18 protein-coding genes are annotated in these 23,630 nt (G+C 59.4%); 12 read left to right on the forward strand and 6 right to left on the reverse strand.

Translation table 11 applies throughout. The features are described from left to right. The first annotated feature begins 65 nt into the window (after window positions 1–65). Complete coding sequence (locus tag BBF94_RS11060) at window positions 66–575, forward strand: GNAT family N-acetyltransferase (RefSeq protein ID WP_065259069.1); 510 nt, start codon at window positions 66–68, stop codon at window positions 573–575. Between the two features lie 65 nt (window positions 576–640). On the opposite strand, the gene BBF94_RS11065 is transcribed toward BBF94_RS11060, so the two are convergent. Both BBF94_RS11065 and ccoN read right to left on the reverse strand, forming a co-directional pair. Next, window positions 641–862 carry a hypothetical protein gene (locus tag BBF94_RS11065; RefSeq protein ID WP_065259070.1) on the reverse strand — a complete coding sequence of 74 codons (222 nt, stop codon included), beginning with the start codon at window positions 860–862 and terminating at the stop codon, window positions 641–643. 15 nt (window positions 863–877) lie between these two features. Then, window positions 878–2,305: a cytochrome-c oxidase, cbb3-type subunit I gene (gene ccoN / locus BBF94_RS11070; protein ID WP_065259071.1), complete on the reverse strand. Its 1,428-nt coding sequence runs from the start codon at window positions 2,303–2,305 to the stop codon at window positions 878–880. A gap of 319 nt (window positions 2,306–2,624) precedes the next feature. Here ccoN and BBF94_RS11075 point away from each other — a divergent pair, with 319 nt between their 5' ends. Both BBF94_RS11075 and BBF94_RS11080 read left to right on the forward strand, forming a co-directional pair. Beyond that, window positions 2,625–4,298, forward strand: coding sequence for a nitrite/sulfite reductase (locus BBF94_RS11075; protein WP_065259072.1), 1,674 nt, complete (start codon window positions 2,625–2,627; stop codon window positions 4,296–4,298). Continuing rightward, window positions 4,295–4,774 (forward strand): DUF934 domain-containing protein, encoded by a 480-nt coding sequence (locus tag BBF94_RS11080; RefSeq protein WP_065259073.1) that lies wholly within the window; start codon window positions 4,295–4,297, stop codon window positions 4,772–4,774. The genes BBF94_RS11075 and BBF94_RS11080 overlap by 4 nt, the downstream gene beginning before the upstream one ends. A 36-nt stretch (window positions 4,775–4,810) precedes the next feature. On the opposite strand, the gene BBF94_RS11085 is transcribed toward BBF94_RS11080, so the two are convergent. The 3 genes from BBF94_RS11085 to BBF94_RS11095 are packed head-to-tail and all read right to left on the reverse strand — an operon-like array spanning window position 4,811 to window position 8,001. Further along, window positions 4,811–5,851 carry a methyltransferase gene (locus tag BBF94_RS11085; protein WP_065259074.1) on the reverse strand — a complete coding sequence of 347 codons (1,041 nt, stop codon included), beginning with the start codon at window positions 5,849–5,851 and terminating at the stop codon, window positions 4,811–4,813. A gap of 48 nt (window positions 5,852–5,899) precedes the next feature. After that, window positions 5,900–7,057, reverse strand: a complete 1,158-nt coding sequence (locus BBF94_RS11090; RefSeq protein WP_065259075.1) for a beta-ketoacyl-ACP synthase III — start codon at window positions 7,055–7,057, stop codon at window positions 5,900–5,902. Beyond that, window positions 7,054–8,001, reverse strand: coding sequence for a hypothetical protein (locus tag BBF94_RS11095; protein WP_065259076.1), 948 nt, complete (start codon window positions 7,999–8,001; stop codon window positions 7,054–7,056). Before BBF94_RS11095 ends, BBF94_RS11090 begins: the two co-directional genes overlap by 4 nt. 308 nt (window positions 8,002–8,309) lie before the next feature. On the opposite strand from BBF94_RS11095, the gene BBF94_RS11100 reads away from it, so the two are divergent. Next, window positions 8,310–9,284: a hypothetical protein gene (locus tag BBF94_RS11100; protein ID WP_065259077.1), complete on the forward strand. Its 975-nt coding sequence runs from the start codon at window positions 8,310–8,312 to the stop codon at window positions 9,282–9,284. Between the two features lie 115 nt (window positions 9,285–9,399). Continuing rightward, on the forward strand, window positions 9,400–10,071 hold the full coding sequence (locus BBF94_RS11105; protein ID WP_065259078.1) for a DUF3313 domain-containing protein: 672 nt from the start codon (window positions 9,400–9,402) through the stop codon (window positions 10,069–10,071). A gap of 66 nt (window positions 10,072–10,137) precedes the next feature. On the opposite strand, the gene BBF94_RS11110 is transcribed toward BBF94_RS11105, so the two are convergent. Beyond that, window positions 10,138–10,563, reverse strand: coding sequence for a YciI family protein (locus tag BBF94_RS11110; protein ID WP_065259079.1), 426 nt, complete (start codon window positions 10,561–10,563; stop codon window positions 10,138–10,140). Between the two features lie 222 nt (window positions 10,564–10,785). On the opposite strand from BBF94_RS11110, the gene tpx reads away from it, so the two are divergent. The 7 genes from tpx (at window position 10,786) to BBF94_RS11145 (ending at window position 23,589) form a co-directional block, all read left to right on the forward strand. Then, a complete protein-coding gene (tpx, locus tag BBF94_RS11115) occupies window positions 10,786–11,286 on the forward strand; it encodes a thiol peroxidase (protein ID WP_007968505.1) in 501 nt (166 codons plus the stop codon). A 175-nt stretch (window positions 11,287–11,461) separates the two neighbouring features. Further along, complete coding sequence (locus BBF94_RS11120) at window positions 11,462–12,769, forward strand: MdtA/MuxA family multidrug efflux RND transporter periplasmic adaptor subunit (RefSeq protein WP_065259080.1); 1,308 nt, start codon at window positions 11,462–11,464, stop codon at window positions 12,767–12,769. Continuing rightward, a complete protein-coding gene (locus BBF94_RS11125; protein WP_065259081.1) occupies window positions 12,766–15,870 on the forward strand; it encodes an MdtB/MuxB family multidrug efflux RND transporter permease subunit in 3,105 nt (1,034 codons plus the stop codon). Before BBF94_RS11120 ends, BBF94_RS11125 begins: the two co-directional genes overlap by 4 nt. Further along, complete coding sequence (locus tag BBF94_RS11130) at window positions 15,867–18,974, forward strand: efflux RND transporter permease subunit (RefSeq protein ID WP_065259082.1); 3,108 nt, start codon at window positions 15,867–15,869, stop codon at window positions 18,972–18,974. The genes BBF94_RS11125 and BBF94_RS11130 overlap by 4 nt, the downstream gene beginning before the upstream one ends. Continuing rightward, window positions 18,971–20,440 (forward strand): efflux transporter outer membrane subunit, encoded by a 1,470-nt coding sequence (locus BBF94_RS11135; RefSeq protein WP_065259083.1) that lies wholly within the window; start codon window positions 18,971–18,973, stop codon window positions 20,438–20,440. The genes BBF94_RS11130 and BBF94_RS11135 overlap by 4 nt, the downstream gene beginning before the upstream one ends. A 238-nt stretch (window positions 20,441–20,678) precedes the next feature. Continuing rightward, window positions 20,679–22,760: a putative bifunctional diguanylate cyclase/phosphodiesterase gene (locus BBF94_RS11140; RefSeq protein WP_065259084.1), complete on the forward strand. Its 2,082-nt coding sequence runs from the start codon at window positions 20,679–20,681 to the stop codon at window positions 22,758–22,760. 82 nt (window positions 22,761–22,842) lie between these two features. After that, a complete protein-coding gene (locus tag BBF94_RS11145) occupies window positions 22,843–23,589 on the forward strand; it encodes an SDR family oxidoreductase (RefSeq protein ID WP_065259085.1) in 747 nt (248 codons plus the stop codon). Window positions 23,590–23,630 lie beyond the last annotated feature (41 nt).

Consider the following 23,630-nt stretch of genomic DNA (forward strand, 5'->3'; position numbering starts at 1 on the left):
ATGGCGAATCCGTGAGGAAGCGGTTTAAAGTGACCGGCCACGCACTGATCCAGGAGGGATCGTTCATGCCTGAGCACAACCCCGCCATTCACCTCGAACGCTTCAGCGAGTCCCACGTCGAGGGCGTCACCGCGCTCTACAACGACCCGGCCGTGACCCGGCAGGTGTTGCAGATGCCGTTTCAGTCGGCCGAGATCTGGCGGCAACGGCTGATGCCGGAAAACGAGCGGATGCTGAAACTGGTGGCGCTGCATCAAGGTGTGGTGATCGGCCATATCGGGCTGGAGGCTTTTTCGCGGGTGCGCCGCAGTCATGCCGGCAGTCTCGGCATGGGCGTCGCAACGGCATGGCAGGGCAAAGGCGTGGGGTCGAAGTTGTTGGCGGCTGCGCTGGACGTGGCGGACAACTGGATGAACCTGCACCGGGTCGAACTCTCGGTGTACGCCGACAACGAGGCGGCCATCGGGCTCTATCGCAAGTTCGGCTTTGAGACCGAAGGCGTGCTCCGTGATTACGCCGTGCGTGACGGGCAGTGGGTCGACACTCTGAGCATGGCGCGTCTGCGCAGAGTCTGAATTGCTGTGAAAGATCGTTCCCACGCAGGGCGCGGGAACGATCAACAGTGGGCAGTCATTTGCGGCTACATTTCGAGGTTGATCCAGCCTGTTTTTGCTGTTTCCGGCGCCACCGCTTTAACGGTTTTACCGGTAGCCAACTCAACCCGCCGCGCCACCTCCGGATCATCGGCAAACGGCGTCAGGCTCGCATCATCCAGGCTTTCAGCCGTTTCATGGCGCAAGCAGTACTCCACCGACAGCCACAGAAACAGCACGCCCAATACATTCAAAACGATATCGAACATGACCGGCTCCGTTGATCAGGCGATCTGCGCTTCACGGTGGGCAATCGCAACATCCGCCACCCGCACCGTGCGCCATACGTTGTAGGCCATCAGCAACATGCCCGTCAGGAAGAACACCCCGCCGGCAAACCGTACGACGAACCCCGGATGACTGGCCTGCAGCGCTTCGACGAACGAGTAGGTCAGCGTGCCGTCTTCGTTGATCGCCCGCCACATAAGGCCCTGAGTGATGCCGTTGACCCACATCGAAGCGATGTACAACACGGTGCCGATAGTCGCCAGCCAGAAGTGCAGGTTGATCAGCGGTGTGCTGTGCATGCGCTCGCGACCGAAGACTTTGGGCACCATGTGATAGGTGGCGCCAAAGGTGATCATTGCCACCCAGCCGAGGGCACCGGCGTGTACGTGGCCGATGGTCCAGTCGGTGTAGTGGGAGAGGGCGTTGACGGTCTTGATCGCCATCATCGGACCTTCGAAGGTCGACATGCCGTAGAACGCCAGCGACAGAACGAGGAAGCGCAGGATCGGGTCGGTGCGCAACTGATGCCAGGCGCCGGACAGCGTCATCATCCCGTTGATCATGCCACCCCAGCTTGGCGCCAGCAGGATCAGCGACATCGCCATGCCGAGGGATTGCGCCCAGTCCGGCAGCGCGGTGTAGTGCAGGTGGTGCGGGCCGGCCCAGATATACAGGGTGATCAGCGCCCAGAAATGCACGATCGACAACCGGTATGAATACACCGGCCGATTGACCTGTTTCGGCACGAAGTAATACATCATCCCGAGGAACCCGGTGGTCAGGAAGAAACCCACCGCGTTGTGCCCGTACCACCACTGCACCATGGCATCGGTGGCGCCGGAATACACCGGATAGGATTTGAACCAGTCCACCGGAATCGACAGGTGATTGACCACGTGCAGCATGGCGATCACCAGGATGAACGCACCGAAGAACCAGTTGCCGACGTAGATGTGCCTGGTCTTGCGCTGCACCACGGTGGTGAAGAACACGATGGCGTAAGCCACCCAGACCACGGCCATCCACACCGCGCCGGAGAATTCGATCTCGGCGTATTCCTTGGTGGTGGTGTAGCCCATCGGCAGGCTGATCAGCATGATCACGATCACCGCTTGCCAGCCCCAGAAAGTGAACGCGGCGAGTTTGTCCGAGTACAGCCGCACCTGGCAGGTACGCTGCACCGCGTAGTAACTGGCGGCGAATTGCGCGCTGCCGGCGAAGCCGAAAATCACCAGGCTGGTGTGCAAAGGTCGCAGGCGACCGAAGGTGGTCCACGGCAAGTCCAGATTCATGTCCGGCCATACCAGTTGCGAGGCGATCCATACCCCCATCGCCATCCCGACCACACCCCAGAAAACCGTCGCGATAACGAATTGGCGGACGACCTTGTAGTTATAAGCCTGTCCGATTGCTGCTGTGCTCATGGTCAATTCTTCCACGGTTGCAAAGTCTTGCCAGGCCACCCGGTCTGGCACGAGCTGCACTGTAGGAATGCTGCCGGAAACAAAACAGGCTCAGGAATTGTTGATTTATGCGGATCAGATCGAGGCTTTGCCTGCGGCCATCTGCCGCGCCCTGATACGGTTTTTATGCGTTCAGGTGAATCTGTAACGGGCTGCGCTGCAACGTCATAGTGCTTTCAGGAATCTGTGGGAACGAGGCATCTAGAGATTGCGCCAGATCGCGCAATCTCTAGATGCCTCGTTCCCACAGGAGTTGTGCTGAGTGCTGATGAGGTAGCCGATGTATCAATACGACGATTACGACCGGGCGCTGGTGTTCGAGCGCGTTGCGCAGTTTCGCGATCAGGTCGAGCGCTTCATGGCCGGGGAATTGAGCGAAGAAGAGTTTCTGCCGTTGCGCCTGCAGAACGGCCTGTACATGCAAAAGCACGCCTATATGCTGCGGGTGGCGATTCCCTACGGCACCCTGAGCGCCGGACAGATGCGTACGTTGGCGAGCATCGCCAGTGACTACGACCGGGGTTACGGCCACTTCACCACCCGGCAGAACCTGCAGTTCAACTGGATCGAACTGCACGAAGTGCCGGACATTCTCGAACGCCTGGCGCAAGTGAACATGCATGCGATCCAGACCTCGGGCAACTGTGTACGCAACATCACTACCGAAGCCTTTGCCGGGGTCGCGGCGGACGAGTTGATCGATCCGCGCCCGCTGGCGGAGATCCTGCGGCAATGGTCGACGATCAACCCGGAATTTCTGTTCCTGCCGCGCAAGTTCAAGATCGCCATCTGCTCGGCGAAACAGGACCGCGCGGCGATCATGATGCACGACATCGGCCTGTACCTTTACCCCGGTCGCGACGGACAGATGCTGTTGCGAGTGATCGTCGGCGGCGGGTTGGGGCGCACGCCGATTCTCGGTCTGCAGATCCGCGAGGGCTTGCCGTGGCAACACTTGCTGTCCTACGTCGAGGCGGTGCTGCGGGTCTACAACCGTCACGGTCGGCGCGACAACAAGTACAAGGCGCGGATCAAGATTCTGGTCAAGGCGCTGGGCATCGAGGCGTTCGCCAAAGAGGTCGAGGAAGAATGGCAACACCTCAGGGACGGCCCGGCACAACTGACCGACGCTGAATACCAGCGGGTCGCCGGCGCCTTTGTGCCGCCGGACTATCGCACGCTGGCCGGGACCGATCTGGAGTTTGGCACGCACCTGGCCGACAACCCGGCGTTCGCCCGTTGGGTCGCGCGCAATGTACAACCGCACAAGGTGTCGGGCTACACCAGTGTCGTGCTGTCGACCAAACCGGGTCCGGCCTCGCCACCGGGGGATGTCACGGGTTTGCAGATGCTGGCCGTGGCCGACTGGTCCGAGCGCTTCGGCTTCGGCGAAATCCGCATCGCCCACGAACAGAACATCGTTCTGCCGGACGTGCCCAAATCGGCGCTGTATGCGTTGTGGCAACTGGCGCAGGAACAGGGGCTGGGCGCCGCCAACGCCGGATTGCTGACCGATATCATCGCCTGCCCCGGCGGTGATTTCTGTGCGCTGGCCAATGCCAAGTCGATCCCCATCGCCCAGGCGATTCAGGCGCGCTTCGACGACCTCGATTACCTGCATGACCTCGGTGACATCAGCCTGAACATCTCCGGTTGCATGAACGCCTGCGGGCATCACCACATCGGCAATATCGGAATTCTCGGCGTCGATAAAAACGGCAGCGAGTGGTATCAGATCACCCTTGGCGGCGCCCAGGGCAAGAACAGCGCACTGGGCAAAGTCATCGGCCCGTCGTTCAGCGCCGCCGAAGTGCCGAATGTGATCGAACGGATCATCGGCACCTTCGTTCGTTACCGCGAGGCCGAGGAACTGTTCGTCGATACCGTGGCGCGTATCGGGCTGGAACCGTTCAAGGAGCGGGTCTACCCGAAAGCGCTGGAGGTGTCGGCATGAACAATCTGCTGCGGATGGAGGCGGGCGGGGCGCGGATCGTGCTCGACGATCCGTGGACGCTGATCCGCGCGCCTGAAACCGGGAGCAGCGGTGAAATGCTGATACTTCCACTGGCTCACTGGCTCGAATCCCCTTCAACCCATGCGGTCTGGCTCGGGCCGGACGACGACGTCGAAAGCCTGCTGCCGTGGCTGGCCTCGCTGCCGCTGATCGCCCTCGACTTCCCGACCTTTCGCGACGGCCGCGCCTACAGCCAGGCCTATCTGCTGCGCAGCCGTTTTGGCTGGAAAGGCGAGTTGCGGGCCATTGGCGATGTGTTGCGCGATCAACTGAGCCATATGCGTCAGTGCGGGTTCGACAGTTTCGCGGTACGCGAGGACAAATCCGCCGAGGATGCGCTCAAGGGACTGGCGGGAATGAGCGTGCTGTACGGGCGCTCGGTGATCGAGCCGCGGCCGTTGTTTCGGCGGCGTTGACTCAGGTGCTTCAACCTGTGATTTCAAATATCTGGCTTAGAGCACGCTTGCCTCAATGATCGAGAAGGGGGTTGTCGTTGTTTTGATGCTTTCTACCTTGAAAGCGGCTCGTTCGAGTAACTTGATGAACTCCTGGGCTGTGCGCTCTTTCCCATTGCCAAAAAGCATCATTTCAATGTCACTCATTCTGGCGAGAGGAGGACTGGAGGCGGAAATAACCTGTTCAATGATAAACAGACGGCCTCCAGGATTGAGTGCTCGATGACTGTTCAAAAGGATGGTCAGGGCATCGTGATCCGCCCAGTCATGAAGGATAAACTTCATGACATGTGCATCGGCTTTCACCGGGATAGCGTCAAAGAAAGAGCCCTTTATGAAGTCACAGCGTTGCGCGCTGGAAAAGTGGCTCAAGTGCTTGCTTTGCCGAGCCCGGTCAATGGCGTCGGGCAAATCAAGCAAATGACCTTTTAAGTGCGGTTGATGTGTGAGGATTTGGGCAAGAAAAATTCCACTACCACCACCAATATCCAGGACCGAATGTAGTTTCGAAAGATCCAGTTCTGTGGCCACGTAAGGGCCCCATATTGATGAAAGGGCATTCATGGCGTTGTCGAACAAGGCACCTGCAATCGGGTTTTTTGTAAGGTATTCGAAGACGGGTTCGCCCATGACTTCATCAAAGGCAGGGTTGTTTGATCCAAGGCGTGCGAACAAATGTTCCCAAGTCTTGTTGTGCCAGTCCTGGCCACAAAGCAACGCAAAAGGGTGCAGTGTTTCATCCTTGTCTGAGCGCAGTAGTTCGCCCATCTCGGTCAGTTCGATCAAACCCGTGTCATGCAGGCGGATGAGACCTAAAGCATCGACTGCACTCAGCAGCCGGTTGAGTTCCGGTTTATTGATGCTGAGGATGCTGGCAAGTTTTTCCATAGAGTTGAAACCTGTCTGGACCTTGTCGATGATTCCTGCCTTTGCGGTGGTGTAAATGATCTGTGAAGCCCAGGAGCCAATGATCAGATCGAATAGTTCATTGGTACTGCTCGGAGCTTTTTTGTCTTGTGTGGATAAACTGTATTTCATGACGGCTCTCTTGAAGTCTTCAATTGAACTGCATGGTGGATTTCGTGATCAGTGCTTAATGGCAGTCATTTTTGCAAAGCCGGTTGAAAAACGAGCACTCTCCGGGACGTAGCAGAGAATTTCATCACCATGCTTCAGTTTCTTGCTTTCGAGTAGATCGTTGATCAAGAAATAAATGGAGGCAGATCCAATATTTCCAACTCTTTCAAGATTGGTATGCCAGCGCTCGAACGGTATTTCAAAGTCAATGGATTTGAGCGAGTTGTAAACTTTTTCTCGGAAATAATTTGAGGAGTAATGGGGCAAAAACCAGTCGATTTCTTGCGGTTTAATCGATTGCTTTCTGGTGATGTCTTGCAACCCTTTCGCGACGGTGAAGTTGATAACGTGTTCGTTAAGCTGTCTCACATCTTGCGTAATAGAAAATACAGACCGCTCGCCGAGTTGTTGGTACGAATCAAACTCTCGCCATCCCTTCAGCGTCCCATCTTCCTGCTTTTCTGCACCTATATACATACATGAAGGCAAGATGTTCGCGTAAGAACGCATTTCGATCCAGTCGATCCGCAAGGAAATACCATCCGTATTCGGTTTGTTGGCCAGCAAGACAGCACCAGCGCCATCGGATAACATCCAGCGAAGGAAATCTCTCTCGAAGGCTATTTCAGGATTTGTAGTAAATTTCTCGACAGTCGAATTTAACTCATCTGTGAAGTTTCTTCCTCGCATGAATGTGGATGTTAATTCGGAGCCTGTAGTAATAGCACTTGCTTTTAGACCAGAAAGAATGGACATGTAACCAAATTTCATGGCTGCCAACCCGGAAAGGCAAGCTCCACTAAAAGATGCAAGTTCGCAAGGCGGGTTTTTCAGTTCACCATGTACCATTGATGCATGACTTGGCAGGATCTGGTCGGGTGAACTTGTCCCGCAACTGATAATTTCAATTTCAGACGCTAAATCCCCGTCATGTACAACATTTCGAATAGCTGCCGCTGTCAACTGAGCATTGCTGTGTGTTGTGAGTCCGGTCAGAGGATCAATGGCGTAATGCCGATTTCTGATTCCATTGCTTTTCAGGATTCTTTCCCGAAGTTTTGACGGTTTGTCTGCAACCAGACCAAGAATATTCTCCATTTCATCATTCGAAACGGGATCTCCTGGCAAGAAGGTGGCAGTGCGATTGATGTAGACGGCGTTGTTCATGAGAATTTCTCCATTCGATCATCTTCGGAACCTGAAGGGCTTTCGAAGTATTGACGTTCTTTGTCAATGGCGTGTTGTCGCCAAGGTTTTAGAAGTACTCTGATAATCATCATCGCTGGAACGACCGTTGCGATGATGATAATTAGAAAAAGTCCGTAGGCAATGGCCGCAATTTTTCTGAGGAAGTGCCCTTGTGGCCCCAGAAGTTGAAATAATTTCCCCCAGATCAGGAAGCTGCGACGTGCGATTTTCTCACTATCGATCAGTCGTTGATCAACCGTTGCGGCTTTCAGTCCTGTCAGGACCGGGTTTGTCTTCTGTATATCCCCATTCAGAATTGAAAACAGCAGCGCCTTGCCAAAACGTTGCGTAGCGATGATGTCATCGTTGTGAATCCCGGCTCTGGGAAAAATGCGCCAAAAAGCATCTCTTTTCCCCGTCAGCATCCAGCGTGGCGTTGTTGCAAGTGTTTTTAATGAACTTCCCCTGTCCGTTAATACCACGTTATCCAGAATGTATGCGTTAGCCTGTTTTATCAACTGTTTAACTTGCTCATGAGCCTCTAGCCACATATTGCGGCAAGCGATCAATGTTACGACCGGAGTTTCGCTGAGCACCATTTTGCCTTTCGCAGATTTCAAGAATGCAGTGATCGGCGGGCTAGGCGACAGAAACCACACAGTGTAAGCAAGAATAATCAAGTCGTATTTTTTGCCCTCGTCGAATTGAAACGGGTGCAGCGCGGGGGGGATTAGTGAGACAGCTTCCGGAAACTGATCGATGAACTGACCAAATGGCCAGGGAAATGGATACAGCGTTATTGGTTTTAGTTCTTCCATGTCTATCGTAATGGAATGATTTTCAATGATCGGACGTATGAAGGATTCTGCGATCTGTTTCAGTTGTCCGGTCTGGGAGTAATAGATCAGAAGGATATGTTTCATGGATGTTGAGTCAGGAGTTTTGAGTTGGGGAAAATTTCCTGGTTTTAGTGTCGATTTTCAACTGTCAGAAATTACAGGTTTTTAGAATTTTTTGTTTTGTCGATAAGTTCCAAGTGGAAAGTGTTATATGGAAAGTGAATGATTGCGGACTGATTGCACGATCAGGTTCGAACGCCATGTACCGGGGAATCCCCTATGGCGGACGTATTTCGGGGATTTTTCCTTGGGTCGATGCTGGCCTTTTGGTAGAGTCCCCGTCGCCAGCGGGTTTTCGGCTGGACGACGGAACGAAGAAGGGAGTCTGATCAGTGAGTCCGGGCAAAAAGATTCTGGGCCTCACCGCGTTGCTGCTGATGCTGACGCTGTGGGCCGGCTACATCTACGTATTCAATGAAAACCGTGGCGGTCAGCTCGGCGGTGTCGGCGAAAGCACCGCGTGGTGCGGCACGCCGCCGTCCCCGGATGCGGCGCTGCAGGGCAAGGATCAACTGACCCTGCGCATCACCAACAACCTGCGCGGCGAGTTCATGCTCAGCGGCGCGGTGGTGGTCTCCGAACGCACCTTCAACCGCTATGACCTGGGCCGCAACGAACTGCGTCTGCGTCTGGAACCGTTGCAGTGGTCCTACGGCGTCACGCCGATCTTCCTGGAACAGGTGAAAGTGCTGCCGTTGAGCCGCAACCTGGCTTCGACCGACAAAAGCGCCTTCGCCCAGCTCGAATCGCGCCCGATCGGCGTTCAGGGCCGGGACACCGAATTCCCTTTCGACACCTATCGCTACGGCTACAAGCCAGTTCTGTATTACCTCAAGGGCAACGAGCGCGTCGACCTGCGCTTCAAGAACATCACCACGCTGATGGAGATGTCCAACACCTTCACGCCGATCCAGAAGTACAACCGCGCCGACTACATCAATGAGAAAGGCTCGGTGGTCCGCGATGAAGACTACAAGGCTTATGGCGCCCATGAATGTGCGTTCAGCGTCGAGCGCAAAGGCGCGTTCAAGGTCGTGGTGCTGCTGATGTTGCTGGTGTTGTGCCTGCCGTTGCTGCTGGTGTTCTACCGCGACGAGCCGGGGATCGACTTCCTCGCCACACTGGTGGGGATCGGTGTGGTGCGCACGGTGCTGGTGGGGCCGGTGCAGGATTTCCAGCTGTACAACATCGACTTCCTGTTCGGCGCGGCGATTCTGCTGGTGGGTACGGTGTCGCTGATCAAGGCGATGCGGCTTCACAGCCGGCGGGAGATGGCGTTGCGCAGCGGGGAGACGTCGACCTGGTGAGACGGATCCGCAACCTGGCGTGAATGATGATTTCGGCCAGGGCAAAGCCTGTGGTTTTAGCTATACCTGTAACTCCTCGATGCAATAAATCAGGCCTTCTGACAGGAGTTACAGCATGAAGCTAGCCGTAATGATGAGCACCCTGTGCATTGCCACGCTTGGAGTCGTGGGCTGCTCCAGCAAAACCGTCGCTCCGGATGAGTATTCAGGCTTCCTCAAGGACTACAGCCAGCTCAAGGAGGCCAAATCACCGTCCGGTGCCGAGGTCATGCGCTGGGTCGATCCCAAGCTCGATATCAACAAGTTCACCAGCGTCTATATCGAACCGACCCAGCTCTATCCCAAGCCTCAGCCAACGGTAAGAATCCCGCAACAGACCCTCAACGGCATCACGGCTTACTACGACCAGGCACTCAAGCGCGAAGTGGGCAAGTCCTTGCCTTTGGCCGCCGGGCCCGGTCCGGGTGTGATCGTGGTGCGGGCGGCCATCACGGCGGTCAGCAGCAAGACCGAAGGATTGCATGCCTATGAAGTGATCCCGATTGCTCTGGTGGCAGCAGCGGTCACGACCGCCAGCGGCAGTCGCGATCAGGAAACCACCCTGGCCACCGAAGCCGTGTTCCTCGATGGCGGCAGCAACAAGGTGGTGGCGCAGGTCGTGCGCAAGGGCACCGGCAAGCCTCTGGAAAACGACTCTCAGGTCATGAAAGCCGATGACGTGAAAGCCGTGATCGATGGCTGGGCCTCGGACATGCATCAGTCTTATCTGAAGATGAAGGCCAAGTGACGCAAGGCTGAGCAACGCACAGTCCCCACGGCGTAACCCGTGGGGACTGAAGTGTTTGTGCGGGTGTCAGTGCTTTTTGGCCTGTTCACGAATCCGCTCTTCCTGCTCGCGCAGTTCCGGAGTGAACTCGGCGCCAAAGTCTTCAGCGCTGAAAACCTGGCGAATCTCGATCTCGGATTCGGTGCCCGGCATCGGGTTGGGGCAGCGCTTGACCCACTCGATGGCTTCTTCCTTCGATTTCACGTCCCAGATCCAGTACCCGGCGATCAGCTCCTTGGTTTCGGCGAACGGACCGTCGATCACACTGCGTTTCTCGCCGCTGAAACGTACACGGGCGCCTTTGCTGCTCGGGTGCAGGCCATCGGCGGACACCAGGATGCCGGCCTTGGCCAGTTCTTCGTTGTAGTTGCCCATCTCGGTCAGCAACTGTTCGCTGGGCATCACGCCGGCTTCGGAATCCTGGCTGGCTTTGACAATGATCATGAAGCGCATGGTGTTTCTCCGTGGCAAATGAGGGATGCACTGCTTTGTCGAACGGCGGGGGCTTGAATCGACAGGTCGTTAAATAAAAGATGCAGACTTGTGCTTTAACAAGTATCCAGTCTGCGTGGTGGCGCGTGACAATTTCAGTTCAGGCATAGGTCGTCGGACCATTTCGTGGTTAACTTCCGCCTCTTGCATGCTTTCCCAACAACGTTAAGAAGGACACCGTTCATGGCTCAAGTCACTCTCAAAGGCAACCCGGTTCAAGTCAACGGCCAGCTGCCACAAGCCGGTTCCAAGGCGCCAGCCTTTTCCCTGGTAGCCGGCAATCTGTCCGACGTCACCCTGAAAGACTTCGCCGGCAAGCGCAAAGTGCTGAACATCTTCCCAAGCGTCGACACTCCGACCTGCGCCACTTCCGTGCGCAAGTTCAACGCTCAGGCCAACGAACTGGCCAACACCGTGGTGCTGTGCATCTCGGCTGACCTGCCATTCGCCCAGGCCCGTTTCTGCGGCGCCGAAGGCCTGGAAAACGTACAGAACCTGTCGACCTTGCGTGGCGCCGAGTTTATCGAGAACTACGGTGTGGCCATTGCTGACGGCCCGCTGAAAGGTCTGACCGCCCGTGCGGTGGTTGTGCTGGACGAAAACGACAACGTGCTGCACAGCGAGCTGGTCAAGGAAATCGCTGAAGAGCCGAACTACGACGCCGCCCTCGCCGTATTGAAATAAGCGCTTTTACAATTGTTAACGGCCTGGCCCTGTCCAGGCCGTTTTCATTTGTGTATCAGTGTTTTGGCTCACACCTTGAAACGTAAGTTGAAGGTAAATTGCCGGTAAAGCTGCTTTGCTTTACCCCCACCAGTGCTTATCGTTCAGCCTCCCGTCATAGAAACCCACGCGCCCAATGGTCAATCACTCCATGCAATCGTCTTCCCGAAACTCTCGTCGCTGGCTGCTCAGCCTGCTGGTCCTGCTGGTCATCGCCGGCCTGTGCTGGAAATTCTGGCCCGCCGGATCAGCCCACAAGGAGGGCGGTGAGAAGGCGCAGGCCGGTCACACCGGGCGTTCGGGGATGATGCGTCCGGGGTTCGGCGGGGCGTCAGGTCCGATCCCGGTGCGCGTGGCGCCGGCGGTGACCGGTGACTTCCCGCTGTACTACAAGGCGCTGGGCACCGTGACCGCGCTCAATACGATCAATGTGCGCAGCCGTGTCGGCGGCGAGCTGGTGAAGATCTATTTCGAGGAAGGGCAGATGGTCAAGGCCGGCGACCTGCTGGCGGAAATCGACCCGCGCCCATACCAGAACGCCTTGCTTCAGGCCGAAGGCACCTTGCTGCAGAACCAGGCACAGCTGAAAAACGCTCAGGTGGACGTCGAGCGTTATCGCGGCCTGTACAAGGAAGACAGCATCGCCAAGCAGACCCTGGACACCGCGGAAGCCCAGGTCGGCCAGTTTCTCGGTACCGTGAAGACCAATCAGGCGGCGGTCAACGACGCCAGGCTCAATCTCGAATTCACCAAGATCCGCGCACCGATTGCCGGTCGCATCGGCCTGCGCCAGCTCGACGTCGGCAACCTGGTGGCGGCCAATGACACCACCTTCCTCGCCGTCATCACCCAGACCCAGCCGATCAGCGTGGTCTTCACGCTGCCGGAAAACTCCCTCGAAACCGTGCTCGCCCGCTATCGCAGCGGCGCCAGACTGCCGGCCGAAGCCTGGGACCGTGGCGACACGAAAATTCAGGCCACCGGTGTGCTGCAAAGCCTCGACAACCAGATCGACGTGACCACCGGCACCTTGAAGTTCAAGGCGCGCTACGAAAACCGCGACCAGACCCTTTTCCCCAACCAGTTCGTCAACGTCCACCTGCTGGCCGACACCCTCAAGGGTGTGGTGCTGGCGCCGTCCGCAGCCATCCAGTTCGGCACCAACGGTACGTTCGTCTATGCGATGGACGGCGACAAGAAAGTCACCATCCGCCAGTTGAAGATCGGCGCCAGTGACGGGCAGAACACCGTGATCACCGAAGGCCTGGCCGCCGGCGACCGCGTGGTGCTGGAAGGCACCGACCGTTTGAAGGAAGGCAGTGAAGTGGAAGTGGTCAACGACAGTCAGGATGTGCCGACCACCCCGACCGGCCACCTGCAAGGCAAATCCGCCGCCAGCGCACCTGATGCTGCCGTCACCGACAAGGCCAAGAAGGGCGCATGAACATTTCGCGCCTGTTCATCCTCCGCCCGGTCGCCACCACGCTGAGCATGCTGGCCATCGTGCTGGCCGGTCTGATCGCCTATCGCCTGCTGCCGGTTTCGGCTTTGCCGCAAGTGGACTATCCGACCATCCGGGTCATGACCCTGTACCCGGGCGCCAGCCCCGATGTCATGACCAGCGCCGTCACCGCGCCGCTCGAACGCCAGTTCGGACAGATGCCGGGCCTGACGCAAATGGCCTCGACCAGTTCCGGCGGCGCCTCGGTGCTGACCCTGCGTTTCAGCCTCGACATCAACATGGACGTCGCCGAGCAGCAGGTGCAGGCGGCGATCAATGCGGCGACCAACCTGCTGCCGACTGATCTGCCGGCGCCGCCGGTCTATAACAAGGTCAACCCGGCGGATACCCCGGTACTGACCCTGGCCATCACCTCGAAAACCATGTTGCTGCCCAAGCTCAACGATCTGGTCGACACGCGCATGGCGCAGAAGATCGCCCAGATCAGCGGCGTCGGCATGGTCAGCATCGCCGGCGGCCAGCGTCAGGCGGTAAGGATCAAGGTCAACCCGGAGGCGCTGGCGGCCAATGGTCTGAACCTGTCGGATGTGCGCACGCTCATCGGTGCGTCCAACGTCAACCAGCCCAAGGGTAACTTCGACGGCCCGACCCGGGTGTCGATGCTCGATGCCAACGACCAGCTGACTTCGCCCAAGGACTACGCCAACCTGATCCTGGCCTACAAGAACGGCGCGCCGCTGCGACTCAAGGATGTCGCGCAGATCGTCGATGGCGCCGAAAACGAGCGTCTGGCGGCGTGGGCCAACCAGAATCAGGCAGTGTTGCTGAACATTCAGCGTCAACCGGGCGCCAACGTGATCGAGGTGGTCGACCGGATCAAGGCGCTGCTGCCGAGCATCACCGACAACCTGCCGGCCGGCCTCGACGTGACCGTGCTGACCGACCGCACCCAGACCATCCGCGCCTCGGTCACCGACGTGCAGCACGAACTGCTGATCGCCATCGCGCTGGTGGTGATGGTGACGTTCCTGTTCCTGCGTCGGGCCAGCGCCACGATCATTCCGTCAGTGGCCGTGCCGCTGTCGCTGATCGGTACGTTCGGCGTGATGTACCTGGCCGGGTTCTCGGTCAACAACCTGACGCTGATGGCGCTGACCATCGCCACCGGCTTCGTGGTCGACGATGCGATCGTGATGCTGGAAAACATCGCCCGTTTCATCGAGGAAGGCGACAGTCCGATGCAGGCCGCGCTCAAGGGCGCGAAGCAGATCGGCTTTACCCTGATTTCCCTGACCCTGTCGCTGATTGCGGTACTCATTCCGCTGCTGTTCATGGCTGATGTGGTAGGGCGGCTGTTCCGCGAATTCGCCATCACCCTGTCAGTGGCGATCCTGATTTCCCTGGTGGTCTCGCTGACGCTGACGCCGATGATGTGCGCGCGTCTGCTCAAGCGTGAGCCGGAAGAACATGAGCAGGGCCGTTTCTACCGCGCCAGCGGCGCGTTCATCGACTGGATGATCGCCGCCTACGGACGCAAGTTGCAGTGGGTGCTCAAGCACCAGCCGCTGACCCTGCTGGTGGCCATCGGCACCCTGGCGCTGACCGTGTTCCTTTACATGGTGGTGCCCAAGGGCTTTTTCCCGGTGCAGGACACCGGGGTGATCCAGGGCATTTCCGAGGCGCCGCAGTCGATTTCCTTTGCCGCCATGGGCGAGCGTCAACAGGCGTTGGCCAAGGTGATTCTCGAAGATCCGGCGGTGGAAAGCCTGTCTTCCTACATCGGCGTCGACGGCGACAACGCCACGCTCAACAGTGGTCGCCTGCTGATCAACCTCAAGCCTCACAGCCAACGTGATCTGACGGCTGCCGAAGTGATTACCCGCCTGCAACCGCAACTGGACAAACTGGTGGGCATCCGTCTGTTCATGCAGCCGGTGCAGGATCTGACCATCGAAGACCGCGTCAGCCGCACCCAGTACCAGTTCAGCATGTCTTCGCCGGACGCCGAACTGCTCAGCCTGTGGAGCGGGCGTCTGGTCGAGGCTCTGGCTCAGCGTCCCGAGCTGACGGACGTTGCCAGTGATTTGCAGGACAAGGGTTTGCAGGTGTTCCTGGTGATCGACCGCGATGCGGCCTCGCGCCTTGGCGTTTCGGTGGCGAATATCACCGACGCACTGTACGACGCCTTCGGCCAGCGGCAGATCTCGACCATTTACACCCAGGCCAGCCAGTACCGAGTGGTGCTGCAGGCTCAGGCCGGGGAGAAGATCGGTCCGCAGGCGCTGGACCAGATCCACGTCAAGACCACCGATGGCGGGCAGGTGCGGTTGTCCAGCCTGGCCCATGTCGAAGAGCGTCAGGCACAGCTGGCGATCACCCATATCGGCCAGTTCCCGGCGGTGATGATGTCGTTCAACCTGGCCCACGGCGTGGCGCTGGGGCATGCGGTGGACATCATCGAGCAGGTGCAGAAGGACATCGGCATGCCGATCGGCGTGCAGACCCAGTTCCAGGGCGCGGCCGAAGCGTTCCAGGCTTCGCTGTCGAGCACCTTGCTGCTGATCCTCGCGGCGGTGGTGACCATGTACATCGTGCTGGGCGTGCTCTACGAGAGCTACATTCACCCGATCACCATTCTCTCGACCTTGCCGTCGGCGGCGGTCGGCGCGTTGCTGGCGTTGCTGCTCAGCGGCAATGACCTGGGCATGATCGCGATCATCGGCATCATCCTGCTGATCGGTATCGTCAAGAAGAACGCAATCATGATGATCGACTTCGCCCTCGACGCCGAGCGCAACCAGGGCATGGCGCCGGAGCAGGCGATCTATCAGGCGGCGCTGCTGCGTTTCCGCCCGATCCTGATGACCACGCTGGCGGCGCTGTTCGGTGCGGTGCCGCTGATGCTGGCCACCGGCTCCGGGGCTGAATTGCGTCAGCCGCTGGGTCTGGTGATGGTCGGCGGATTGCTGGTGAGCCAGATCCTGACGCTGTTCACCACGCCGGTGATCTACCTGTACTTCGACCGCCTCGGTCGGCGCTGGGGCCGTGCGCCTTCGGCCGTGGAGCCGGTAGAGCAGCCATGAACCTGTCCGGTCCTTTCATCAAACGCCCGGTGGCGACCATGCTCCTGAGCCTGGCGATCATGCTGCTGGGCGGTGTGAGCTTCGGTCTGCTGCCGGTGTCGCCACTGCCACAAATGGACTTCCCGGTGATCGTGGTGCAGGCGAGCCTGCCCGGCGCGAGCCCGGAGGTCATGGCCTCCACCGTGGCCACGCCGCTGGAGCGTTCGTTCGGCGCCATCGCCGGCGTCAACACCATGAGCAGCCGCTCCAGCCAGGGCTCGACACGGGTCATTCTGCAGTTCGACCTCGACCGCGACATCAATGGCGCAGCGCGGGAAGTGCAGGCGGCGATCAACGCTTCGCGCAATCTGTTGCCGAGCGGGATGCGCAGCATGCCGACCTACAAGAAGGTCAACCCGTCGCAGGCGCCGATCATGGTGTTGTCGCTGACTTCGGATGTACTGGAAAAAGGCCAGCTCTACGACCTGGCTTCCACCATCCTGTCCCAGAGCCTGTCCCAGGTGCAGGGCGTGGGTGAAGTGCAGATTGGCGGCAGCTCCCTGCCGGCGGTGCGCATCGAACTCGAACCCCAGGCGCTGAACCAGTATGGCGTGGCGCTGGACGATGTGCGCAAGACCATCGCCGGCGCCAACGTCCGCCGGCCCAAGGGCTCGGTCGAGGATGACCAGCGCCTGTGGCAGATCCAGGCCAACGATCAACTGGAGAAAGCCAAGGACTACGAATCGCTGATCATTCACTACAACGGTGGTGCGGCCTTGCGTCTGAAGGACGTGGCCAAGGTCAGCGACGGCGTGGAAGACCGTTACAACAGCGGTTTCTTCAACGACGATGCGGCGGTGCTGCTGGTGATCAACCGGCAGGCCGGCGCCAACATCATCGAGACGGTCAACGAGATCAAGGCCCAGTTGCCGGCGTTGCAGGCGGTGCTGCCGGCCAGCGTCAAACTGAATCTGGCGATGGACCGTTCGCCGGTGATCAAGGCCACCCTGCACGAAGCGGAGATGACCCTGCTGATCGCCGTGGCGCTGGTGATCCTGGTGGTGTTCCTGTTCCTCGGCAATTTCCGGGCGTCCCTGATTCCGACCCTGGCGGTGCCGGTGTCGCTGGTCGGCACCTTTGCGGTGATGTACCTGTACGGCTTTTCCCTGAACAACCTGTCGCTGATGGCGCTGATTCTCGCCACCGGGCTCGTGGTGGACGACGCCATCGTGGTGCTGGAGAACATTTCCCGGCACATCGACGAAGGCGTCAAACCGATGAAGGCCGCGTATCTGGGGGCCAGGGAAGTCGGGTTCACGCTGCTGTCGATGAACGTGTCGCTGGTGGCGGTGTTCCTGTCGATCCTGTTCATGGGCGGGATCATCGAAAGCCTGTTCCGAGAGTTCTCCATCACCCTGGCCGCGGCCATCGTGGTGTCGCTGGTGGTGTCGCTGACCCTGACACCGATGCTTTGCGCCCGCTGGCTGAAACCGCATACAAAGGGGCAGGAAAACCGTCTGCAACGCTGGAGCCGGCGCACCAACGACTGGATGGTGGGCAAATACGCCACCAGCCTTGATTGGGTGCTGCGCCACCGACGTCTGACGTTGCTGAGCCTCATTGTCACGGTCGGGGTCAACGTCGCGCTGTACGTGGTGGTGCCGAAGACCTTCATGCCGCAACAGGATACCGGCCAGTTGATCGGTTTCGTGCGCGGTGACGACGGTCTGTCGTTCAGCGTGATGCAGCCGAAAATGGAAACCTTCCGCCGCGCCGTGCTCAAGGATGACGCCGTCGAGAGCGTTGCCGGGTTCATCGGCGGCAACAACGGCACCAACAACGCTTTCATGCTGGTGCGCCTGAAGCCGATCAAGGAGCGCAACATTTCGGCGCAGAAGGTCATCGAGCGTCTGCGCAAGGAAATGCCCAAGGTGCCCGGCGCGCAATTGATGCTGATGGCCGACCAGGACCTGCAATTCGGTGGCGGTCGTGAACAGACCACGTCGCAGTACAGCTACATCCTGCAGAGTGGCGATCTGGGCGCCTTGCGCGAGTGGTACCCGAAAGTGGTGACCGCGTTGCGGGCGTTGCCGGAACTGACGGCCATCGATGCTCGTGAAGGACGCGGTGCGCAGCAGGTCACACTGATCGTCGACCGCGATCAGGCCAAGCGTCTGGGCGTGGACATGAACATGGTCACCGCCGTGCTGAACAACGCCTACAGCCAGCGGCAGATTTCCACGATCTACGACAGCCTCAACCAGTATCAGGTGGTGATGGAGGTCAATCCGAAATACGCCCAGGATCCGGTTACGCTCAATCAGGTGCAGGTGATCACTGCCGATGGTGCACGGATTCCGCTGTCGACCATCGCCCACTACGAAAGCAGCCTGGAGGACGACCGGGTCAGCCACGAAGGTCAGTTCGCCTCCGAAAGCATCGCGTTCGACATGGCCGAAGGCGTGACGGTGGAGAAGGGCAGCGCGGCCATCGAGCGAGCGATCGCCAAGGTCGGCCTGCCGGAAGACGTGATCGCGAAAATGGCCGGCACCGCCGATGCCTTCGCGGCCACCCAGAAAAGCCAGCCGTTCATGATTCTCGGTGCGCTGCTGGCGGTGTACCTGGTGCTGGGTGTGCTGTATGAAAGCTACATTCACCCGCTGACCATTCTGTCGACACTGCCATCGGCCGGGGTCGGCGCGCTGCTGTCGATCTACGTGCTGGGCGGCGAATTCAGCCTGATCTCGCTGCTCGGGTTGTTCCTGCTGATCGGTGTGGTGAAGAAGAACGCGATCCTGATGATCGACCTGGCGCTGCAACTGGAGCGTCACCAGGGCATGGCGCCGCTGGAATCGATCCGCAGCGCCTGTCTGCAACGGCTGCGTCCTATTCTGATGACCACCTTGGCGGCAATCCTCGGCGCCTTGCCTTTGCTGCTCAGCCGGGCCGAAGGTGCGGAAATGCGCCAGCCGCTCGGCCTGACCATCATCGGCGGACTGATCTTCAGCCAGATCCTGACCCTTTACACCACACCTGTGGTTTACCTCTATCTCGACAAGGCCCGCCATCGCTTCAACAAGTGGCGTGGCGTGCGTACCGATGCCGCTCTGGAAACTCCGCTATGAATGACCGTTCGCTTATCCAACTGGCCAGTGTCCGCGGCTCGCGTCTGCTGAGCCTGTCGCTGTGCGTGGCGATGCTCAGCGCGTGCGCCGTCGGCCCGGACTACCAGCGCCCGCAGACTGCCGAAATCGCTCAATACAAAGAGGCTGAAGGCTGGCGTCAGGCCAACCCTTCCGACGCTCTGGCCCGTGGCGCCTGGTGGGAATTGTACGGCGACCGCCAGCTCAACGAACTGGTGGAAAAACTCAACAGTTCCAACCAGACCGTGGCCCAGTCCGAGGCGCAGTATCGTCAGGCCCAGGCCTTGGTGCGTGATGCCCGTGGCGCGTTCTACCCGACGCTCGACCTGAGCGCGGGCAAGACCCGCTCCAGCCAGGGCACCGGCAGCAGCAGTTCGAGCCTGAGCAGTTCCGCCAGCGGTATTCGCGATACCTACAACGCGCAACTGGGTGTGAGTTGGGAAGCCGATGTCTGGGGCAAGTTGCGTCGTGGTCTGGAGGCGAACGAGGCCAGCGCCCAGGCCAGCTACGCCGATCTGGCGGCCATGCGCCTGAGCCAGCAATCGGAGCTGGTGCAGAACTACCTGCAATTGCGCGTGATCGATCAGCAGAAACGTTTGCTGGAGTCGACGGTGGAGGCTTACGAGCGTTCGCTGAAAATGACCCGCAACCAGTACAACGCCGGGATCTCCGGACGCGATGCGGTGGCGCAGGCACAGACCCAGCTCAAATCCACCCAGGGCGATCTGGTGGACCTGATCTGGCAACGGGCACAGTTCGAGAACGCGATTGCCGTGCTGACCGGTCAACCACCGGCGCAGTTCAAGATCGCCGAAACCCAGGACATCCCGAAACTGCCGCAGATTCCGTTGAGCCTGCCGTCGCAACTGCTGGAACGGCGTCCCGACATCGCCTCGGCAGAGCGCTTGGTCATCGCAGCGAACGCCAATATCGGTGTAGCGAAAGCGGCGTATTACCCGGATTTCAGCCTGAGCATGAGCGGCGGCTACAGCAGCAGTACCTCCCGTGACCTGATCAGCCTGCCGAACCGCTTCTGGTCGGTCGGGCCGAAGATGAGCCTGCCGCTGTTCGACGGTGGCCGTCGCTCGGCGGAAGTCGACCGCACCGAAGCGAAATACGACGAGACTGTAGCCAAATACCGGCAGACCGTGCTCGACGGCTTCCGCGAGGTGGAAAACTATCTGGTGCAGTTGAAGGTGTACGAGGACGAGGCGGCGGTGCGCCAGGAAGCGCTGGATGCGGCGCGGGATTCTCTGCGTCTGACCCAGAATCAGTACAAGGCCGGCCTGATTGCCTACATCGATGTGGTGGTGGTGCAAGCCACGGCGCTGAGCAACGAGCGCACCGTGCTCAACATCCTGCAAAGCCGACTGATCGCCAGCGTGCAATTGATCGCGGCGCTGGGTGGTGGCTGGGACGGGCAACTGGAAACCAGCCAGAATCCCTGACGCAGCCAGATCGTTCCCACGCAGAGCGTGGGAACGATCTGTCGCTTTACCGGGAACGATCTGTTCTGTGTCTTGGCCACCGGACCAGAGGCATGTCAGACGATCAAACAAGCGTTTCATCGACTTGATGGCCATTTGATTACTTTGTCAGTGCGTTCTTCTGCGCAATCAGTACAATCGCCGCATTTGTCCCCGCCGCGAACGGACGCAGTCCGGTGGGGTGGTCGCGAGAATGCCCATGCTCATCGGTAGTTATTCCTTCACCCTGGTTTTCATTTCGCTGAGTGTGGCGATCCTGGCTTCATACACCGCGCTCGACCTGACCGGGCGCATCGCCACTGCCAGGGGCCGCGCCGTGCATTTGTGGACGGCCGGTGGCGCGTTTGCCATGGGGGTCGGCGTCTGGTCGATGCACTTCATCGGCATGCTGGCTTTCAAGCTGCCGATCAGCCTGGGGTATGACATTGCGCTCACAGCGCTTTCGCTGTTGATCGCCGTACTGTCCTGCGGCTTCGCCCTGTGGCTGGTCAGCCAGCCGAAACTGCCGGTGTGGCAACTGGCCTTTGGCGCCCTGATCATGGGCGCCGGCATCAGTGCCATGCATTACACCGGCATGGCCGCGATGCGCATGCAACCAGGCATCGATTACGACCCCACTTTGTTCGGCGCCTCGCTGGCGATTGCTGTCGGTGCTTCGGCGGCGGCGTTGTGGATTGCCTTTCGCCTGCGTCAGCAATCGCCTTACGTGCGTCTGTTCCGTGCCGGTGCCGCCATCGTCATGGGGATCGCGATTGTCGGCATGCACTACACGGGCATGGCGGCGGCGCGTTTTCCCGAGGGAAGTTTCTGCGGTGCGGCGCTCAACGGTCTGAATGGCAATGGCCTGGACAATCTGGTGCTGATCACCACGCTGGCGGTGCTGAGCATTGCGCTGTTGACCTCGATTCTCGACGCACGCCTCGAGGCGCGTACTGCCGATCTGGCCCATTCGTTGACGGTTGCCAACCGTGAACTCACTCAACTGGCGTTGCACGACACGCTGACCGGTCTGCCCAACCGCATGCTGCTGGATGACCGGATCAATCAGGCCATGAAAAAGGTCAACGAGCAGGGCGGCTGTTTCGCGCTGATGTTCATCGATCTGGATGGCTTCAAACCGGTGAACGATGCCTTCGGCCACCACATGGGCGATCAGTTGCTCAAAGAGGTGGCGGTGCGTCTGCGCGAAGATTTGCGCAGCCTCGACACGCTGGCACGGATCGGTGGTGACGAATTCGTGCTGCTGGTGCGCCTGACCGAGCCCAACGATGCACTGGGGCTGGCCGCGCGTCAGGTCGGTCTGATCGCGCAGTCGTTCCGGGTGGCTGAACATGAACTGCAGATTTCCGCCAGCGTCGGCATCGCTGTGTATCCGGGCAACGGCCACAGTGCCCAGGAACTGCTGATGAACGCCGACGCGGCGATGTACCACGCCAAGGGCGGCGGCAAGAACGGCTACAGCTTTTTTGACGCCTCGATGAACAGCAACGCACGCAAGCAACTTCAGTTGCTGCAGGACCTGCGCGCGGCGCTGGAGCACAATCAATTCTGTCTGCATTACCAACCCAAATTCCACGCGGCCGACGGGCGTCCGGTGGGGGCCGAGGCGCTGCTGCGCTGGGAGCACCCGACTCACGGCATGCTGATGCCGGACAAGTTCATCGAACTGGCGGAGAAAACCGGGCTGATCATCCCGATTGGCGAATGGGTGCTCAACGAAGCCTGTCGACAGATGCGCGAATGGTATGTGCTGGGCCACACCGACTGGCGCATCGCGGTCAACCTGTCGGCCTTGCAGTTCTGCCACGCCGGGCTGGTGCAAAGCGTGGCCAAGGCGCTGGCGACACACCACTTGCCGGCCAACAGCCTGACGCTGGAAATCACTGAAACCACCGCCATGAGTGACGCCGACGCGAGCATGACAGTGTTGCAGGAACTGTCCGACATGGGCGTCGACCTGTCCATCGACGATTTCGGCACCGGTTATTCGAGCCTGATGTACCTCAAGCGCTTGCCGGCCAACGAACTGAAGATCGACCGTGGCTTCGTCCGCGATCTGGAGCATGACAGCGATGACGCGGCCATCGTTTCGGCGATTGTCGCGTTGGGTCAGGCGCTGGGCTTGCGCATCGTCGCCGAAGGTGTTGAAACCGGCGTTCAGCAGGACTTTCTGACACAACTGGGTTGCGATTCGCTGCAAGGCTATCTGCTCGGCCACCCGATGCCGGCTGATCGCTTTTTGCAGGGCATTGCGCGGGACAAACCTCTGGCGGTGAGCTGAACCGCTGACGCAGGCCATGCAAAACCCCGCGATGGCGGTTATTCTTGCCTCGACTGTTACGTGTGCATCGGGGGAGGCCAGCATGGATAAAGTCATTGTGATCACCGGTGGCGGTCGCGGAATCGGGGCCGCCACGGCGCTGTTGGCTGCCGAGCAAGGCTATCGGATCTGCATCAATTACCAGACGGACGAACAGGCTGCCCACCATGTGCTTGACCAGGTACGCGAGCGTGGCGCCACCGCCATCGCCGTCCGTGCCGACGTCAGTATCGAGGACGAGGTGATCGGCCTGTTTCAACGAGTCGACACGGAGCTGGGTCGGGTGACCGCGCTGGTGAACAATGCCGGCACCGTCGGTCATAAATCCCGGGTCGAGGAAATGTCGGAGTTCCGCATCCTCAAAATCATGAAAACCAACGTTCTGGCACCGATCCTCTGCGCCAAGCACGCGATCCTGCGCATGTCGCCCAAACATGGCGGGCAGGGTGGCAGCATCGTCAACGTCTCCTCGGTCGCTGCGCGGCTGGGCTCGCCCAACGAGTACGTCGATTACGCCGCGTCAAAAGGCGCACTCGACACCTTCACCATCGGTCTGTCCAAGGAAGTGGCGGGCGAGGGTATTCGGGTCAATGCGGTGCGTCCTGGCTACATCTACACCGACTTCCACGCGTTGAGCGGCGATCCGGACCGGGTCAGCAAGCTGGAGTCGGCAATTCCGATGGCGCGGGGCGGGCGGCCGGATGAAGTGGCGGAGGCGATTGTCTGGCTGCTGTCGGACAAGGCTTCGTATGCCACCGGGACTTTTGTCGATCTCGGTGGCGGTCGCTAACGCCTGAAAGTTTTGTGTGATCGTTCCCACGCGGAGCGTGG

This window comes from Pseudomonas bananamidigenes (assembly GCF_001679645.1).
GTDB classification, from domain to species: Bacteria; Pseudomonadota; Gammaproteobacteria; order Pseudomonadales; family Pseudomonadaceae; genus Aquipseudomonas; species Aquipseudomonas bananamidigenes.